Genomic DNA, 1580 nt, shown 5'->3' on the forward strand with positions numbered 1-1580 from the left:
GCCTCACCCCCGACACCCCACCCGTCCTCGTGCCGGCTGCTGTCGACCCGCCGGCGGCCGGTTCCCGTGCTGCGCGGATGGCGTTGCCGATGTCGCGGCAGGTGCTCAAGGAGATGGCCGCCGAGTACGGCGTCTGCCTACACCCGGTCACGCTGCGCCGTACCGACCTGCACACCGGTCAGACCGAGGTCATTGACCTGCCCTGCGGATCCACGCGGGAAGACAAATGCCCACCGTGTGCGAAGCGTGCCCGACGGCTGCGGCAAACCCAGATTCGGGAGGGATGGCACCGCACCGACGAACCCGCCCCCACACCAGAGCCGGCCACCGACGCGCAACGAGAACTGATCCTGCTGCGCGCACACCTCGAATTCGCCCGCGACGACGCCCAACGCGCCGCCCAGTTCGACCAGGTGCCCGCCATCGACCAGGCCATCACCGAGGTAGAGGAAGCCATCGCCGCTGAGGGCCTTCGCGGGCAGATCGCCCCACCCCACGACAGCGACGATGACGACAACCCGGGAGGGCGCCGCAAACGGTCCACCCGCCGCCGCCAAGACGCCCCCGACCTACCCCGCAAGAAGGTCGAACCCCGCACCGTCGGCAAGGTCTACACCGCCCCCGACGGCACCCAACACCGACCCTCGATGTGGCTGACACTCACCCTCGACTCCTACGGCCGCGTCCTGCCCGACGGCACCCCCGTCAACCCCGACACCTACGACTACCGGCGAGCGGCCTGGGACGCCGTGCACTTCGCTCGGCTGCTCGACCGGTTCTGGCAGAACCTCAGGCGGTGCGTGGGCTGGAACGTCCAATACGCCGGCTGCGTCGAGCCCCAACGACGCCTCGCCCCACACGCCCATTTCGCCATCCGCGGCACCATCCCCCGCACCGTACTGCGGCAGGTCGCCGCCGCCACCTACCACCAAGTGTGGTGGCCGCCCACCGACAAGCCGGCGTACTCCCTCGACCGGCTCCCGGTCTGGGACGGCGACCGCGCCGAATGGGTCGACCCCGACACCCGCGAACCGCTCACCAGATGGGCTGACGCCCTGGACGCCATCGACACCGACCCCGACGCCCAACCCGCCCACGTCGTCCGCTTCGGCGTCCAACTCCGCGCCGAGGGTGTCACCCCCGGCACCGTCCACGCGCAGCGCACGATCGGCTACATCACGAAGTACATCACCAAGTCCGCCGCAGACTGCCACAAGACCGAGTCCGACCGGCAGCGTGACCACCTCGACCGGCTCTGGCACGAACTGCGGGTCACGCCGTGCAACGACCGGTGCGCCAACTGGCTGCTCTACGGCATCCAGCCGAAGAAGGCCCACGGGCGCCTGCAAGCCGGACGGTGCAAGGGCAAGGTCCACCAACGGGCCACCCTCGGCATCGGCGGCCGGCGCATTCTCGTCTCCCGCGACTGGTCGGGCAAAACCCTCGCCGACCACCGGGCCGACGCCCGTGCTTGGGTCCGCAACCTCCTCGGCATCACCACCAGCGCCGACCAGGCCAACCCCGTCGACCAGGACGACCCACCCGCCTACGCCTGGGAACTCGCCCGACCCGAAGACCCC

Annotated in this window: 1 protein-coding gene; it reads left to right on the top strand. The window is 70.4% G+C overall.

The window, feature by feature from the left end:
- On the top strand, positions 1-1580 hold a 1580-nt coding region (locus tag E1182_RS30500), incomplete at both ends, for a replication initiator (protein WP_371687629.1).

The sequence above is a fragment of the Micromonospora sp. KC721 genome, assembly GCF_004348355.1.
Taxonomy (GTDB): Bacteria; Actinomycetota; Actinomycetes; order Mycobacteriales; family Micromonosporaceae; genus Micromonospora.